Genomic DNA, 15,067 nt, shown 5'->3' with positions numbered 1-15,067 from the left:
GAGACAGACAATGCTGGTATTGAATGCAGAACAGATCCGCGCCATGGCGACGACCGCGCGCATGGTCGAAGCGCTGCGAACTGCGTTTGCAGAGGGTGGCATCACCACGGTTCGCACACCGACGCAGCTTCCCGGCGATTCCGCCGATCGGCTTTTCGTCTCGATGCTGGCCATGGATCGCAGCGGCGGACCGGTCATCAAGCTGCTGACCATTCTTCCCGAGAATCGGCCCAAGGGCTTGGTGACAGTGCAGGGCGCGATCGTCGTCTTCGCAAAGACCGGAGCACCGATCGCGATTCTGGATGGCACTGTGATCACGCAGTTGCGCACCGGGGCGGCGTCCGCATTGGCATCTCAGTATCTATCGCGAGAAGACAGCTCGAATTTGCTCATCGTGGGCACGGGGTCGCTCGCTCCAACCATGGCAGCGTCGCACGCCGCCGTCCGGCCGATCAAACGAATCAGCGTGTGGGGTCGTCGGCAGGTGCAGGCAGAGCTGACGGCGGACGCGATTCGAGCGCGCGTGCCACGCTCCATGAAAGTCAGCGTGATCGATTCGATCGAAGAAGGCGCAGCGAGCGCGGACATCATCGCGTGTTCCACGAGCAGCCCCGTTCCCATCCTTCATGGTCGGTGGTTGAAGCCCGGTACGCACGTCGACCTGGTTGGCAGCTTTCAGCCCACCAAGCGTGAGTCGGACGACGCCGTGGTGCTGCGTTCGCGCATCTTCGTCGACACCTTGCACGGCGCATTGCACGAAGGCGGGGACGTGGTCGATCCGATCTCGCGTGGTGTCATTTCGCGCGAGCGCATCGTCGGCGAGCTTTCGGATCTCGCAGCCGGGCGAATTCAAGGCCGGCAGGGAACGGACCAAATCACCTTGTTCAAATCGGTCGGGACCGCCATCGAAGATCTCGCCGTCGCCCGCATGCTGGTCGAGGCCGCCGGCGTTTCTTTGTCCTGACTCAACTAGAGCGTACTCGCTGTCCGAGCCGTCCATGGAACAACAATACCCGATCACCGATAGAAACAAAGCCAAGCGCATGCGCGAGCGTGCGAAGTACGACGTGGAAACCGTGCACGCCATGCTGGATTCGGCGCTGGTGTGTCACATTGCGTATGTCGTCGATGGCCAGCCGTTTTGCACGCCGACACTGTTCTGGCGTCGTGACAACAACGTGATCTGGCATGGCTCGGCCGGCAGCCGGATGTTGCAGGCACAGAGCAAAGGCATCGACGTTTGCCTGACGGTCACGTTCCTGGACAGCCTGGTGCTGACGCGAGGCGCATTCCATCACGCGGTCAATTATCGATCGGCCATGCTGTTCGGCCGGGCGACGCTCATCGAGGATCCCGAGGAGAAGTTGTTCGAGTCGCAGCAACTGCTCGAGAACTTCCTGCCCGGTCGCAACGAGCTCGTGGTACCGGCGACGCCGTTGGAACTGAAACAAGCGAGCTTCCTGAAGATGCCCATCGATCAAGCGGTGGCGAAGATTCGTTCGTACCCGGCCTCGCATGAGACGAGCATGCATCGCAATCAGCCGGTGTGGGCAGGCGAAATTCCCATCGAGACGCGCGTCGGCAAGCCGGTGCCCTGCGAGTTTCTGGATCCGAGGGTGCCGCGGGGGCCAGATGTCGAGCAGTACCGCGATGGCGCGCGGCTCGATGAGACATTGTTGAAGATCAGGCGCGCGGCGCGGAAGGACTACTGATGCCGATCAGCGTCTGTGTTGCCGGTGTCACTGGCGATGTGGGAAGGCTACTCACTGCCGCGATCCTGGCGCAGGCGGATCTGGATCTCACCTCCGCCGTGGCGCGAAGCACTGCGGGTCGCACTGTCGGTGCGGTGCTCGGATGTGACTCTGCTGTCGAGATTCGATCCACCGTTGGCGAAGCCATCGCCAAGGACTCGTTCGACGTCCTCGTGGATTACACCTCGGCGGTTGCCGCACTGGGAAATGCGCAGACTGCGGTGAGCGTGGGCAAGCACGTCGTCATCGGCAGCTCAGGAATCACGGCGGAGCAGTTCGCACAGCTCGACGCCGAGGCTCGATCGCGTCGTGTGGGACTATTGCATGGAAATTTCGCGCTTACCGCCGTGCTTGCTCAGGTCTTTGCGACTGCCGCGGCACGCTACATCAAGAGCTGGGAGATCGTCGAGTACGCCCACGACGACAAGATGGACGCGGTGAGCGGCACGGCGCGCGAGCTTGCACACAGGCTCGCACAGCAAGGCCCGCCGCAACAGACGATCGCGCCGAATGCATTCGTCGGTGACTGTCGATCTCGGGGCGCGACGGTCGAAGGCACGCAGGTTCACGCGGTGCGACTTCCAGGGTTGGTGTTCGGTTTTGAGGTCCTGTTCGGTCGCTCGCAAGAGCGCCTGACCATCAAGCACGAAGTCGGCAGTCACGCCGAACCCTATATCGACGGCACCCTGCTCGCGATCCGCAAGGCGCCGACATTGGTCGGGCTGCATCAGGGACTCGAGTCCGTGCTGGATCTGCAGCTGTCCTGATCTCGTTTCAAACAATCACCTCGAGGAACCCCATGTCCCGTTACATGGCTCTTGCCGCTGCGCTGTTTGTCATCGCCACTCCCGTGGCCGCCGTCGCCGCCGAGATCGCCGAAGGCGACGCCTATCGCGAATTCGGTTATATCCCGATGCACGACGGGGTGAAGCTTGCGTATGCAGTGTGGCTGCCGAAGAGAGCGGGCCGCTTCCCGGCGGTGTTTCATTACGGACCGTATTCGAGCGGCGGCACTCCGTTTGTCCAGGCAAAACGTTTTCTGGAAGCCGGTTACGCGTACGTCGGTGCAAATATGCGGGGAACCGGGTGCTCCGAAGGAATCGACACCGAAGCTGGCGGAGTCCGTGCGCACACGATAGGACGTGACGGCGCGACCGTCGTCGAGTGGATTGCCAAGCAGAAGTGGAGCAGCGGCAACGTCGGCATGATCGGCAATTCGTACGTCGGCGGATCTCAATTTGCGGTTGCGGCCAACCATCCACCGCATCTCAAGGCGATCGTCGCGAGCGGTATCGCGATGAGCGACTATCACGACTGCTACCACCCCGGCGGAATGACCCATCTCGGCGGCCTTGCGGCGTGGACTCTTTCGATTCAAGGCAATGAAGCAAGGACCGGATTGGAGTCTCGTCTCTCCTCCGGAGATTCGGCGTGCGAAGCGCTGCTCGCGAAGCGCAAGCCCCTGACCGCCTACTCGGATGCCAGGCAACATCCGTTGTTCGACGACTGGTGGGAGGAGCGCAGCCTCGCTGCGCATGCCGATCGCATCCAGGTCCCGACCATGATTCAGATGGGCTGGCACGATGAATGGAACCTCAACGCGGCCACGCCGCTGTTCGCCAAGCTCAAGACACAGCATAAGAAGATCGTCTTGCAGAACGGCGGGCACGGCGTCGGATCGCTCGAGAAGCGCGGCTACCGAATGGATCATGAGTACGGGATGCGCTGGTTGGATCGCTGGGTGAAAGGCATCGAGAACGGCGTCGACAAGGAGCCGCCGGTGACTGTTTTCTGGGAGGTCCGTAACGCGCCCGTCCTCGATGGCACAAAGGCAACCCCGGGGTGGAAGACGACGTACGCCGCCTGGCCCGCGCCGCAGACCCGGTGGACGACGTTCCATTTGACGGCGGATGGCAAGTTGAGCGCGGACAGCCCGCCTGCAAGTAACGACGAGGGCGTGCGCCAGTATCTCTATCCGACCGGCACGGAGCTCGTCGGTAACAACGAGCAGTTTGCCCTGGCGCCTTACCAGCTGGGCTCATTGAGCTACCGCACCGAGCCGATGGACGAGGACATGACCATTCTCGGACAACCCAAGCTGGCCTTTTCTTTCAGCAGCGAACAGAAGGACACGGACTTCATGTTCACGCTGAAGGATATCGATCCCCAGGGCAACACGCTGTACCTGCAGCGAGCGTTCCTGCGCGCTTCGATGCGGGCTGTCGACCGGGAGAAGTCCACGCCGGATGCGATCGTGCAGTCGTTCCGGAAAATCGAGGAGCTGGTACCCGGAGAGACGTACCACGTCGAGGTCTCCATCACGACGATCGGACACGTGGTACGCAAAGGTCATCGACTCGAGCTGTCGATACTGGCGCCGAGCCCGATACCGACGCCGGTCATGGGCGGCTTGCCAGTCGCGCTCCCTTCGGTGAACAAGGTCTTTCACTCGCCGAAGTATCCAGCGACGTTGCTCGTGCCCGTTATTCCAGGAGAGAAGGCTCAGGGCGCGCCGCCGGACTGCGGGTCGCTGCAGTTCCAGCCGTGTCGGCGCGCTATGCCAGCGACCTGAAAGAGCGCGCTCTGATGTTGTACATGACTCCGACGATGGGCGATCTGTACGCGCGCGCGTTACGGAGCAACCCTCCGGACGCGGTCGCGCTGTGGGACGATGATGAAGAGCTGACGTTCGCGGCTTTCTCAGAGCGCGTTGCGATTTTCGCAGCGGCCTTTCGAGCGGCCGGCTTGAAACGCGGCGATGCTGTTGCTCAGCTCAGCCGCAATCGAGTCGACGCGGTATGCACGATTGCAGCGGCGTTCCTGGTCGGCCTTCGTTACACACCGCTGAACGGGATGTCCACCGCGGCGGACCACGCTTTCATTCTGCAGGACGCTGAGATCGATGCCCTTGTGGTCGGCGACGACTACTTCGCGGATGTGGTCCTCGCGTTGCGCGCGACCGTTACGCCGAAGCTGCGGATCTTTTCGCACAACGACCCGAAGCTCGGGATCGCCCTTCGAGCTGGAACGTTGCCGACGACTGACCCGCTCGCATGCGACGCCCGGCCGGATGACATTGGAGTGATCGCCTATACCGGCGGGACGACCGGCCGACCCAAAGGTGTCGTGCATCGCCACCGTTCGCTGGTGACCACGGCGATGGTCGCGATGGCTGAATGGGAATGGCGTGACCCGATTCGGTTTCTGGCGGTGACTCCGATCAGTCACGCGGCCTTTCCTTTGTTACTTCCCGTACTGCTGCGCGGCGGATCGTTCGGTTTGACCGCAGGCTTTACGCCGGATGGATTTGCGGAGTTGGTCGAAAAGCGTGCCGTGACTGCCACCATCCTCGTGCCGACGTTGATCTACGTGTTGCTAGACCACAGCCGCGATCTCACTGCCGCGCTCCGGACTCTCGATACCGTCATCTACGGTTCTGCACCGATTTCTCCGCAGCGCCTGCGAGAGGCTGTCCTGCGTTTCGGCCCCATCTTTGCGCAGCTGTACGGACAGACTGAGGCGCCGATGGCTGTATCGATGCTCTTCAAACGCGACCACGATCCACAGCGGATGGATCGTTTGAGCTCGTGTGGTGTTGCCTTGTGCGGCAGTCAGGTCACGCTGCTGGATGATTGCGGACAAGCGGTGCCAGCTGGACAGGTCGGCGAGATCTGCGTGCGCGGACCGTTGGTCATGGAAGGTTATTGGAAGCGACCGGAAGAGACGGCCGCGGCGCTTCAACATGGTTGGTTGCACACCGGCGATATGGCGCGGCAAGACTCGAACGGATTCCTGACGCTCGTCGATCGCAAGAAGGACGTGATCATCAGCGGCGGCTTCAACGTTTATCCCCGCGAGGTCGAGGAGGTCATCGCCGAGCATCCTGCGGTCGCTCTGTGCTGCGTGGTCGGCGCGCCGCATCCGAAATGGGGAGAGGCGGTCACTGCAGTCGTGGTGTTGCGCAATGGAGCGCTCGTCACCGCGGAAGAAATCATTACGTCGGTAAAAGCCGCGAAGGGCTCGACGCTGGCGCCAAAAGCCGTCGAGTTCATCGCCAGCATACCGCTGACCACCGTCGGAAAGGTGGATCGCAAGGCTGTGCGCGCACGCTTCTGGCCGGTGGATGGCCGACAGATTCAGTAACAGGAGAGTTCGATATGGCTCGCGCACTTCGTGACGTGCTCATCGCCGGCGTCGGCATGATTCCTTTCACCAAGCCAGGCACCGGCGCCTCGTACGACGAGATGGGAAACCAAGCGATCCAGCGGGCGCTGACGGATGCCGGCATCGGCTATCCGCAGATCGAACAAGCCTATGCGAGCTTCGTCTTTGGCGACAGCTGCTCGGGGCAGCGTGTCATCTACAAGGCCGGCATGACCGGCATTCCCATCGTCAACGTCAACAACAACTGTTCTTCCGGCTCGACGGCCTTGTTCCTCGCCCGACAGGCGGTGGAGAGCGGCGCTGTGGAGTGTGCATTGGCCGTTGGCTTCGAGCAGATGAATCCCGGGGCGCTCGGTGCAACGTACACCGATCGCATCAATCCACTCGCCGATTTCGATTCCGTCTGCGCCGAGTTGGTCGAAGCCGATCTGCCGCCGGCATTGCGTTACTACACGGGTGCGGGTCTGAGCCATATGCAGAAGTACGGCACCACGTTCGAGGACTTCGCACGTGTACGAGCCAAGGCAAGCCGTCACGCCGCGAATAATCCGCTCGCGATTTTTCGCAAGGTGATGACGACACAGGACGTGCTCGATGCACAAGTAATGTGGCCGGGTGTGATGACTCGGCCCATGGCTTGCCCACCCAGCTGTGGCGCCGCTGCTGCAGTGGTGGTCTCGCGAGAGTTTGCTAAACGACACAAGCTCGACCCCAAGGTGCGCATCGCGGCGCAGGCGATGACCACTGACACGCCTGTGACGTTCGAGTCCCGAGACATGATCGATGTGGTCGGCAGTGAAATGGCGTCGCGTGCAGCACGCGCTGTTTACGAAGCTGCGGGAATCGGGCCGGACGATATCCGAGTGATCGAGTTGCACGACTGCTTTGCCCAGAACGAGGTGCTGACTTATGAGGCGCTCGGGCTGTGCCCGGAGGGCGGGGCTGCGAAGCTCATTGCGGATGGAGACAACACCTACGGCGGGCGACACGTCGTGAATCCGTCGGGCGGCCTGTTATCCAAGGGGCATCCGTTGGGCGCGACGGGCCTGGCGCAGTGTTACGAGCTCACTCATCAACTGCGAGGCACGGCCGAAGCTCGCCAGGTCGAAGGCGTACGACATGGATTGCAGCACAACTTGGGAACGGGCAGCGCGTGCGTGGTGACGTTGTACGAGCAGGTGTGACCGGCATGAATTTCGATGAGAGCGATACGATCACCGAGCTGCGATCACTGCTGGGGCGGTTCATGGAAAAGGAGATGCCGCGCGAGCTGGCCAAGGACTGGGACCGCCGGAATCACTTCCCTCGCGACGTGTTCGACAAGCTGGCTGACCTGGGTTTGATGGGATTGACCGTCCCGGAGGAATACGGGGGAGCCGGTCGAGACATCATTGCCACAATGGTCGTTCTCGAGGAATTGTCACGGCGAAGTCTGGCGGTCTCCGTCCCATACATGATGTGTGCTTGCTACGGCGGCATGAACATCGAGGAATGCGGCACTGAAGAGCAGAGGCGCGAGTATCTGCCGCAGCTTGCGGCCGGCAAGATTCTGTTTGCCTATGGGTTGACCGAGCCCGACGCCGGTGCCGATCTGGCCAGCGTGCGGACGACGGCGGAGCGGCGCGGCGATCACATCGTCGTCAATGGAGCGAAGCGCTTTTGTTCCGGGGCGAACATTTGCGATTTCATCTACACGCTGGTGCGCACCGGGCCGGAGTCGGAGCGCCACCGAAATCTCACGTTTTTGTTGATCCCGTCCAAGGCGCCCGGCGTCATCATCGAGCCGATCGACGCGATGGGCATGAAGGGCGCCGCGACGACCGATGTGACTTTCACCGACGTGCGCATACCGGCGAGCAATATCGTCGGCGGCGAGCAAGCCTGGAATCGCGGCTGGCCGATGCTGGTGGGACCGGGGCTGGAAGTCGAGAAGATCGAATGCGCGGCAATTGCGATTGGCATTGCCCGCGCTGCGCTCGACGACGCCTGGGCCTACAGCCTGGAGCGAAAACAGTTCGGCAAGCCGATCGCGAGCTACCAATCGATTCAGCACAAGCTGGCCGAGATGAAAACTCAGCTGCACGCCGCGCGGTTGACTGTTTATCACGCTGCCTGGCTCGCCAATGAACGGCGCAACTGCAGTATCGAGAGCTCGATGACGAAGCTCTTTGCCACGGAGACCGCGAAGGCGATCGCTCTGGAATGCCAGACGATCATGGGGGCCTACGGCTATGTCAAGGATTTCGCGGCCGAACGTTACGTTCGAGACGCCTTGGTGATGCCCATCCTCGGCGGATCGTCAGCGATTCAGCGCAACAACATCTACAAGCTTACGGCGGCGCGGCCGTAATTCGGCTCAACGGGGGACCCGCTCAATGGCTGGCTTCAAGAATCTGCGGCTCGAATGTGAGGAGGGCATTGCGACCGTGACACTGGCGCGCGGGCCGGTGAACGCATTCGATCGAGAAATGTATATCGAGGTCGCGGATCTCTTCCGCGATCCGCATCGATTCGAGCCGTCTGCGCGAGCCATCGTACTGCGTGGCGCCGGCAAGCATTTCTGTGCCGGCAACGACCTCGACGAGTTCGCCACGATGACGCCGGAGAACGGCCCCGAACGAATGTGGCGCGTGCGCGAGGCATTCTTCGCGATTCAATTTTGTCCGCTCCCCGTTGTCGGCGCCGTGCACGGCGTCGCGCTTGGCACCGGCATAGGTCTTGCTGCGTCATGCGATTTCGTCGTCGCTGCCGAAGATGCACGCTTTGGCCTGCCGGAGCTCACCGTTGGCGTCATGGGCGGCGCCAGGCACCTGGCCCGAATGGCGCCACAGCCATTGGTACGCCGTATGTTCTTTACCGGTGAGCACGTGGCAGCGCGAGCCTTCGCCGATGCTGGCGCGTCGCTCGTTGTTTGTCCCGCCGACGAAGTGTTCGCACGGGCGCGGGCGTATGCGCAAAAGATCGCCGCCTTCAGCCCGACAGCAGTCAGGCTCGCGAAGCGGGTTCTGAACTGCGTCGAGACCATGGATATGAAAAGCGGATATGAATTCGAGCAGCGCTTTACCGTGAAGATGAGCGGTCATCCCGACTCGAAGGAAGCCCTGCGAGCTTTCGTGGAAAGTCGCCCCGCGGCTTATCGGCCGGCCGAGCCCTCGTGGACCCTCGAGCCGTAACAGTTTTGCCCATCGATCGCTGACGACTGGCTTCAGCGAATCACGTCCGATACTGGAGAAACCCATGTTCTTGCTAAAAAGAACCGCGACCGTCCTGTTGGCGGCCGCAGGCGTCTGCGCGTTCAGCGCCGGAGCGAGCGGCGACTCACCAGCCACCCCGTATGCCGCCAGCTCCGACTGGCCTTATTACAACGGCAATCCGGCGGGAACTCATTACTCGCAACTCAAAGACATCGATCGCTCCAATGTGAGCAAGCTGCAGGTCGCGTGGGTCTACGATACCAAGGACAAACTTGGCGCGAACTCCACGCTCGAGTCCAATCCATTGGTGGTGGGGGGGCGTCTTTTCCTGGTCTCGCCGAACGGGCGCTTGATCAGCCTCGATGGTGCCACGGGACGCGAGCGTTGGGCATTCGACCCGGGTATCGGCTCGGGCACTGGTTATCACAGCTGGCGACGCGGCGTTTCCTATTGGCGCGACGGCAAGGAGGAACGCATCTTCTTTACCTTCGCCAACGATCTCTACGCGGTCGACGCCAACACCGGTCGCGTCATCGCCAGCTTCGGGACCGAAGGCAAGGTGGCTCTCGGCGGCAGAGTGTCATCGCCAGGCGCCGTCTATAAAGACTCGATCGTCGTCGGAGGCGTGGACAAGGTGGTTCGCGCCTTCGACGTACGCAGCGGCCAGGAGCGTTGGAAGTTCAACACTGTCCCGCAGCCGGGCGAATTCGGCTACGACACGTGGCCGAAGGACGCATGGAAAACCACGCGGGGCGTGAACAACTGGGCGGGCATGACTCTGGATGAGGCACGGGGCATCGTGTTCCTGCCGCTCGGATTTCCCAGGGCATTCTACGGCGCGAAAAATCTCGGCGACAATCTGTTCTCGACTTCGCTGATCGCGCTCGATGCCAGCACCGGCCGGCGACTCTGGCACTTCCAGACCATCCGTCATGATGTCTGGGACTACGATCTGCCCGCGCCGCCGACCTTGGTCACAGTGGTTCGCGATGGCAAGACGGTGGATGCGGTCGCGCAGGTCAGCAAGATCGGCTTCGTATATCTGCTCGACCGCGTGACTGGGACATCTTTGTTTCCACTGGTCGAGAAGCCGGCGCTGCCTTCCGATGTGCCAGGCGAAGTGATGGCGAAGACGCAGCTCGAGCCGCAGCGGCCCGCGCCGTTCATTCGTCAGCATTTCACTGCTGACATGATCACCAAGCGCACTCCGGAGGCCACTGCGGCCGTGACGGCCCAGTTCGCGACCTTGCGAAGCCGCGGGCTTTGGGATCCGCCGAGCCTGCAGGGGACAGTGACGATGCCGGGCCTCGAGGGCGGTGCCAACTGGGGCGGGGCCGCCTACGATCCCGAGACAGGATTGCTGTACGTCAACGCCAACGAGCATCCCTGGATTCTGACGCTCAAGAAGCGCACGCCCGGTAGCGACAGCAGCGCCACCGGTTTGTATCGCGACAACTGCGCGGGTTGTCACGGCGAGAACCGTGCCGGCGTAGGCGACAGTCCCTCGCTGATCGGCATCGGCGATCGTCTCAGTTTCCAGCAGATCACTGCGAAAATCGCTTCGGGAGGCGGTCGCATGCCGGCATTCCCGGCGCTCGCGACCGATATTCTGAAACTCTGGCCGCTGGTCGAGTACCTGCGTACCGGCAACGATCCATACGCGCAGCAGAAACAAGCGGCCAAGGTGCCGGTGCCGAGCGGCAACGAGGCCCCCGACTATTTCCTGGACACGTTGCCGAAGTTCGTCGACCCGCAAGGATACCCGGCGATTGCGCCGCCCTGGGGAACTCTCAATGCCATCGACCTGAACACGGGTGAGTACGCGTGGAAGATTCCGTTCGGCGAATATCCGGAGCTGGCCGCCCAGGGATTGAAGGACACGGGCAGCGACAATTACGGAGGCGCGATCGTCACAGCGGGCGGCGTCTTGTTCATCGGCGCGACATCGTTCGACAAGAAGTTCCGCGCGTACGACAAGCGAACGGGCAAGCTGCTGTGGGAAACAGTGCTGCCGGCGCCGGGCAATGCGACTCCGTCGACTTATCGAGCGAACGGTCGACAGTTCGTCGTGATCGCCGCCGGTGGCGGCAGGCCGCCGCGTGCGGAGGCGGGGTCGAAGATCGTCGCGTTCGCTTTGCCCGAGTAGACCGATGCGCTGGAAACATCGTTATTCGGTCCTGGGGATCATCCTGGTCTCGTACGTGATCTGTTACGTCGATCGAATGGTGATGGCCAGCGCCATTCCTTTCATCGCGGCGGATCTGCAGCTCTCGCCCGTGGCCATGGGGCAGGTGCTCGGGGCGTTCTTCGCGGGCTACGCACTGATGCAAATTCCGGGAGGACTGCTGGCCGACCGGTTCGGCCCTCGTGCAGTCCTCACGACCAGCATTGCTCTATGGTCGGTTATGACCGCGCTGACGGGGATGGCATCGGGCCTGCTTGCGTTGCTGGCCATTCGCGTGCTGTTCGGCATAGCGGAAGGGCCGTTCGCTTCCGCCGTCTCCAAGACGGTGGCGCAATGGTTCCCCGCGCGCGAGCTGTCCCGAGCGACTGGACTGATGAATGGCTCGACAGCCTTGGGGGCAACGGTCGCGCCCATCTTCGTCGTGGCGTTGATCGTCAACTGGGGATGGCGATCGGTGTTCTTTTCTCTGTTGGTGCCCGGATTTGTACTGGCGCTGGTCGTGTGGCGTTACGTGGTGAATTCTCCAGTCGAGAGCAGGCGTGTCACGCGGCAGGAGCTTGCGGACTACGACGGCGATGTTTCATCTCAACGAGTGCCTCTCAAGGAAACGCTGCTCCAATCCCTGCGCACGCCGTCGGTGTTGTGGTGCGCGGGGAGCTTTCTCATGTTGGGAATGACGAATTGGGGAATGTTGACCTGGCTGCCCACCTACCTGCTACAGGCGCGGGGCTTCAGCGCCGAAAAGATGAGCTATCTTGCGGCCGCAACCAATCTTTCCGGAGTCGTCGGCTTCGCCCTGGGCGGCTATCTTTGTGACAAATACTTCCGCAACAACATCAGGATATTGATCTCGATCGGCGCCGTGCTCACGGCCGGCTTCACTTACCTTGCAGCCACGGCGTCGACCGGGGAATGGGCGGTGGCCTGCTTCGCGGCCGCGTTTCTCGCCAGCGGCCTGTCGATCACGCCTGTGCTGACATTACCAATGGTTCTGGTGCCGAAACATGCGGTCGGCGGCGCGTTCGGCATCGTCAACACGGCGGGTCAGGCGGCGGGTCTGTTCTCGCCGCTGTTAATCGGATACTTGCTCAAAGTCACCGACGGCAATTTCAAGATCGTCCTCTACTCGATGGTGGCCTGTTCGCTGACTGCCATCATTCCCTCCCTCCAAATACGCTATCGCGTCCAGCACCGCGAGGCGCCTCCCGACTTTGAACCCGTTCCCCCGCAACCGGTGCAGCAGCCGGTTCGATGATGTCACCAATGACTACGGCAACGACGGCTTCCATCGCCGAGCTCAATCTGTTTCCAGTGAAGTCGTGCCGGGGGATCTCGCTCGATAGCGGCGAGGTTCGCACGACCGGTTTCGATGGCGATCGTCATTGGCTGATCGTTAGTGACAAGGGCAGATATCTGTCTCAGCGAGAGCTGCCCCGCATGGCCCTGATATCGCCGACGCTTACAGCAGGAGGGCTCGCTCTGAACGCGCCCGGCATGCCGGCGCTCGAAGTGGCGGGAGACTCGCCCGGCACACTCATCGACGTTGCGGTAATACTGGACTATTGCACGGCCCTCGACTGCGGCGACGTTGCAGCCGATTGGCTGACGCAGTATTTCGGTAGGCCGGTCAGGCTCGCACGCTTCGATCCGGACACCCGGCGTGCAATCCATCCGTCGTTCTGGAAAGGTGGCATTGACTCGGGCATCGAATTCTCCGATGCATTTCCGTTCTTGATCCTCTCGGAAGCCTCGCTCGCCGATCTGAACACGAGGTTGAGCACGCCGCTGCCCATGAATCGCTTTCGGCCCAACATCGTGCTGCGCGGGTTGCGGCCGTACGATGAGGACCGAATTCACTCGCTGATCGTGGGCGATGTGATGCTACAAATGGTGCGGCCTTGCACCCGCTGCATCATCCCCACCACGAACCAAGCAACAGGCGAAGCGCAGGGGCCGGAACCTCTGGCTACTCTGAAGACCTACCGTTGGAGCAAAGAGCTGCGTGGCGCGATGTTTGGCCAGTACGCTGTGGTTGCAGCAGGGGCGGGCGGCCGGCTGGCGCTGGACCAACAAGTCGTACTGGTCTGGAAGTGATGCCCGCTCACATGCGCACCGAATAGCGCTAGGATTGGCACGCGCATCGTCGGCAAAGAAGGTAATGACGCCATGCAGACCCCACTCACGCCGCTGGAATTTGCACGCCGCGCTCGCAAGCTGTATGCGCATCGCGAGGCGGTTGTGGATGGCGAACGTCGCTTCACCTATGCGGAGTTCTTCCGCCGCTGTGACTGCTGGTCCGCCGCGCTGCAAAGGAGTGGAGTTCGGCAGGGTGACAGGGTGGCCGTGATCGCGCCGAATACGCACACGATGCTCGAACAGTTCTACGCCGTCCCGCAGTTGGGTGGCGTGCTCGTGCCGATCAACTACCGTCTCACGGCCGCTGACTTTGCATACATGATCCGGCACAGCGGTTCGCGCGTCGTTTGCGTGCACCCCGACTATCTCGATGCCGTGGACGGTATTCGCGAGCAACTCACAGGAGTGGAGCAGTTTGTTACTTTGGAAGGTGCGCGGGCCGGCTGGCTGAGCTATGAGGCGGTGCTAGCGGAGAGTACTTCGGACTTCATCCGCCCCGACATTCAAGAGAACGACCTGCTGACCATCAACTACACCAGTGGCACGACATCGCGCCCGAAGGGCGTGATGATCACTCATCGCAATGCCTGGATGAACTCGGTCGGCACGCTGGTACACCATCACATGACGCAGGCGGATCGCTATCTGTGGACGCTGCCGATGTTTCACGCGAATGGCTGGACGTTCGTTTGGACTGTCACTGCGGTCGGGGGCACACATATCTGCCTGCGCAAGGTCGATGCGGCATCCGTATATGCGAACGTGGTAGAAGAGGGTGTTACCACCCTGTGCGCCGCGCCCACCGTTCTGATCACGATAGCAAACGGGCCTGATGAACAACGACGTGCTTTGCCAAAGGGCGTGCGAGTGCTGACCGCGGGTGCTCCCCCTGCAGCTGCCACCATCGAGCGCTTCGAAACTGAACTGGGCTGGCAGATCACTCAGGTGTACGGGCTGACGGAAACTGCTCCGTTCATCTCGATCTGCGAGGCAAGGCCGGAGGACGCGGAAGCCCCAATGGCCGCTCGCGCCAATCTGAAAGCTCGTCAAGGCGTCGAACTGATTACGTCCGGCGAGTTGCGCGTGGTCGACCCGTCGGGTCGGGACGTTCCGAGCGATGGCTCGACAGTGGGCGAGATCATTGCTCGGGGCAATGTGATCATGGCGGGCTACTACGACGATCCCGAGGCCACGGCCGCGGCAATTCGCGATGGATGGTTTCAGACAGGGGATGCCGCTGTGATGCATCCCGACGGCTATGTAGAGATCCGCGACCGCTACAAAGACGTGATCATCAGCGGGGGAGAGAACATCTCTTCGATTGAAATCGAAGGTGCGCTGTTGCGGCATCCGGCCGTGCTCGAGGCGGCGGTGGTGGGCATGCCCCATGAAAAGTGGGGCGAAGCTCCACACGCTTTCATCGTCCTGCGTCCCGGCATCGATGTGAACGAGACAGAGCTGCGTCAGTTCTGCCGCGATCAGCTCGCCCACTTCAAGACGCCACAGAAGTTCGAGTTCGTCACCGAACTGCCGAAGACCGCAACAGGGAAGATTCAGAAGTTCATCTTGCGCGGCGGACGCAGCGGCATTGCGAGGCAGTGAAGAGCTTCGGCGAGTGGCCAAGTGCCGCTGGCACT

At 61.8% G+C, this 15,067-nt stretch carries 12 protein-coding genes; all 12 read left to right on the top strand.

Annotated features, from left to right (window positions below):
- The first annotated feature begins 10 nt into the window (after positions 1-10).
- The 12 genes from VGD45_RS27620 to VGD45_RS27565 all read left to right on the top strand — a co-directional run bounded on the left by VGD45_RS27620 (position 11) and on the right by VGD45_RS27565 (position 15,032).
- Positions 11-964: an ornithine cyclodeaminase family protein gene (locus VGD45_RS27620; RefSeq protein ID WP_331158619.1), complete on the top strand. Its 954-nt coding sequence runs from the start codon at positions 11-13 to the stop codon at positions 962-964.
- A gap of 34 nt (positions 965-998) precedes the next feature.
- Positions 999-1,712, top strand: coding sequence for a pyridoxamine 5'-phosphate oxidase family protein (locus VGD45_RS27615; protein ID WP_331158618.1), 714 nt, complete (start codon positions 999-1,001; stop codon positions 1,710-1,712).
- The gene (dapB, locus tag VGD45_RS27610) at positions 1,712-2,518 is read left to right on the top strand and encodes a 4-hydroxy-tetrahydrodipicolinate reductase (protein ID WP_331158617.1); all 807 of its coding nucleotides are present in this window, start codon (positions 1,712-1,714) and stop codon (positions 2,516-2,518) included. The genes VGD45_RS27615 and dapB overlap by 1 nt, the downstream gene beginning before the upstream one ends.
- Positions 2,519-2,550: 32 nt before the next feature.
- The gene (locus tag VGD45_RS27605) at positions 2,551-4,323 is read left to right on the top strand and encodes a CocE/NonD family hydrolase (protein WP_331158616.1); all 1,773 of its coding nucleotides are present in this window, start codon (positions 2,551-2,553) and stop codon (positions 4,321-4,323) included.
- A complete protein-coding gene (locus tag VGD45_RS27600) occupies positions 4,296-5,894 on the top strand; it encodes an AMP-binding protein (RefSeq protein WP_331158615.1) in 1,599 nt (532 codons plus the stop codon). Before VGD45_RS27605 ends, VGD45_RS27600 begins: the two co-directional genes overlap by 28 nt.
- A 14-nt stretch (positions 5,895-5,908) precedes the next feature.
- Positions 5,909-7,099 carry a lipid-transfer protein gene (locus tag VGD45_RS27595; RefSeq protein WP_331158614.1) on the top strand — a complete coding sequence of 397 codons (1,191 nt, stop codon included), beginning with the start codon at positions 5,909-5,911 and terminating at the stop codon, positions 7,097-7,099.
- Positions 7,100-7,104: 5 nt separating this feature from the next.
- Positions 7,105-8,265 carry an acyl-CoA dehydrogenase family protein gene (locus VGD45_RS27590; RefSeq protein ID WP_331158613.1) on the top strand — a complete coding sequence of 387 codons (1,161 nt, stop codon included), beginning with the start codon at positions 7,105-7,107 and terminating at the stop codon, positions 8,263-8,265.
- A 25-nt stretch (positions 8,266-8,290) separates the two neighbouring features.
- Entirely contained in the window at positions 8,291-9,088 is a 798-nt protein-coding gene (locus tag VGD45_RS27585; protein ID WP_331158612.1) for an enoyl-CoA hydratase-related protein, read from the top strand.
- Between the two features lie 64 nt (positions 9,089-9,152).
- Positions 9,153-11,255: a PQQ-binding-like beta-propeller repeat protein gene (locus tag VGD45_RS27580; protein ID WP_331158611.1), complete on the top strand. Its 2,103-nt coding sequence runs from the start codon at positions 9,153-9,155 to the stop codon at positions 11,253-11,255.
- 4 nt (positions 11,256-11,259) lie between these two features.
- Positions 11,260-12,549, top strand: a complete 1,290-nt coding sequence (locus VGD45_RS27575; RefSeq protein ID WP_331158610.1) for an MFS transporter — start codon at positions 11,260-11,262, stop codon at positions 12,547-12,549.
- Between the two features lie 8 nt (positions 12,550-12,557).
- Positions 12,558-13,388 carry an MOSC domain-containing protein gene (locus tag VGD45_RS27570; RefSeq protein WP_331158609.1) on the top strand — a complete coding sequence of 277 codons (831 nt, stop codon included), beginning with the start codon at positions 12,558-12,560 and terminating at the stop codon, positions 13,386-13,388.
- A 72-nt stretch (positions 13,389-13,460) separates the two neighbouring features.
- The gene (locus VGD45_RS27565) at positions 13,461-15,032 is read left to right on the top strand and encodes a long-chain-fatty-acid--CoA ligase (protein ID WP_331158608.1); all 1,572 of its coding nucleotides are present in this window, start codon (positions 13,461-13,463) and stop codon (positions 15,030-15,032) included.
- Positions 15,033-15,067 lie beyond the last annotated feature (35 nt).

The sequence above is a fragment of the Steroidobacter sp. genome, from assembly GCF_036402275.1.
Classification (GTDB): Bacteria; Pseudomonadota; Gammaproteobacteria; order Steroidobacterales; family Steroidobacteraceae; genus Steroidobacter.
This window is presented reverse-complemented; position numbering and strand designations above follow the sequence as displayed.